The following is a 1654-nucleotide window of genomic DNA, read 5'->3' on the forward strand; positions in this document are numbered from 1 at the left end:
CCAGGCTGTGTGAAAACGCGCCGAGCTTAGCTAGAATCGACTGGCTTTCGGAGGGCCGGTCATGGGGCGTTTCGTTGAGGGAGAGGATCGGCGGCAGTCGTTCCTGTTGCCAGCTTCGCTGGACGATTACGTGGCCGAGGACAATCCGGTCCGGGTGGTCGAGGCCTTCATCGATGAGTTGGACCTGGCGGCGCTTGGATTTGACGGCGTGCGGCCGGCGGCGACGGGCCGTCCTGCCTATCACCCCTCGACCCTGCTGAAGATCTACCTCTACGGCTACCTCAACCGCGTCCAGTCGAGCCGGCGGCTCGAGCGCGAAGCCCAGCGCAACATCGAGCTGATGTGGCTGACGGGACGGCTGGCGCCGGACTTCAAGACCATCGCCGATTTCCGCCGGGATAACGGCGTGGCGATCCGGGCGGCCTGCGGGCAGTTCATCGAGCTTTGCCGCCGGCTGGAGCTGTTCACCAAGGCCGTGGTGGCGATCGACGGCAGCAAGTTCAAAGCGGTCAACAATCGCGACAAGAACTTCACGGCGACCAAGGTCGCCAAGCGCATGGAGCAGGTCGACGCCAGCATCGACCGCTACCTCGCCGCCCTGGACCGGGCCGACCGCGAAGACAGCGACGTCGCCGAAGCCAGGACCAGTCACATCCATGAGAAGATCGCGGGTCTGCGCCGCCAGATGCAGGACTTGAAGGCGATGCAGGAGCAGGTCCAGGCCGCTCCAGACAAACAGATATCCCTCACCGATCCGGACGCCCGCTCCATGGCGACCAGCGGCCGGGGGACGGGCGTTGTCGGCTACAACGTGCAGACCGCCGTCGATGCCGAGCACCACCTGATCGTGGCGCACGAGGTGACTAACCTGGGTCACGACAGGACCCAGCTGGAGCCCCTGGCTCTGAAGGCCCAGGCTGCGACCGGCTGCGAGCAACTCACCGCCCTGGCGGATCGCGGCTACTTCAATGGCGAGCAGGTGCTGGCCTGCGAGGGAACCGGCATCCTGCCCTGCATCCCCAAGACCGTGTGGCCCAGCGAGCGCGGCGTCTTCACACGAAACGACTTCGTCTACGACCCTGAGAACGATCACTACACCTGCCCGGCGGGGCAGCAGCTGACCAAGGGCGCGACGCGATCGGACCGCAAGGACGACATCGACCACTACCGCCACCTGACGGCCTGCTTCACCTGCGCGCTCAAGCCGAAATGCACGCCGGACAAGCTGAAGAGGCTCAAGCGCTGGAAGCATGAGGGCGTCATGGACCAGATGCAGGCCCGGCTGGACCGCATGCCCCACGCCATGGGCATCCGCCGGCAGACCGTCGAGCACCCCTTCGGCACCCTCAAATCCTGGATGGGAAGCACTCACTTCCTGACCAAGACCCTCGAAAAGGTCCGAACGGAGATGAGCCTCCACGTCCTGGCCTACAACCTGAAGAGAATGATCCAGATCCTCGGCGTCAAACCGCTGATGCAGGTGATCCAAGCCTGATCGCCAAGCCGCAGAAATTGACGTCTGCCGGAACGCAGACCGAGTTTTCACACAGCCTCGACCCATAGCGGACGTCGCGACGCGATCCTTTCCGTTCAAAGCGCCCCTCGCGGCGGCGCGTGACTCCACCGCGCACAGGTCAGCCGGCCGTCCTCACGC

The 1654-nt window shown here is 64.8% G+C and carries 1 protein-coding gene; it reads left to right on the forward strand.

Features of this window, described 5'->3' with window-relative positions:
* The first annotated feature begins 61 nt into the window (after positions 1 to 61).
* Positions 62 to 1495 (forward strand): IS1182 family transposase, encoded by a 1434-nt coding sequence (locus ACSQ2B_RS26715; protein ID WP_436050645.1) that lies wholly within the window; start codon positions 62 to 64, stop codon positions 1493 to 1495.
* The last annotated feature ends 159 nt before the right edge of the window (positions 1496 to 1654 follow it).

It is taken from the genome of Phenylobacterium sp. LjRoot225, from assembly GCF_964252855.1.
Lineage (GTDB): Bacteria > Pseudomonadota > Alphaproteobacteria > Caulobacterales > Caulobacteraceae > Phenylobacterium.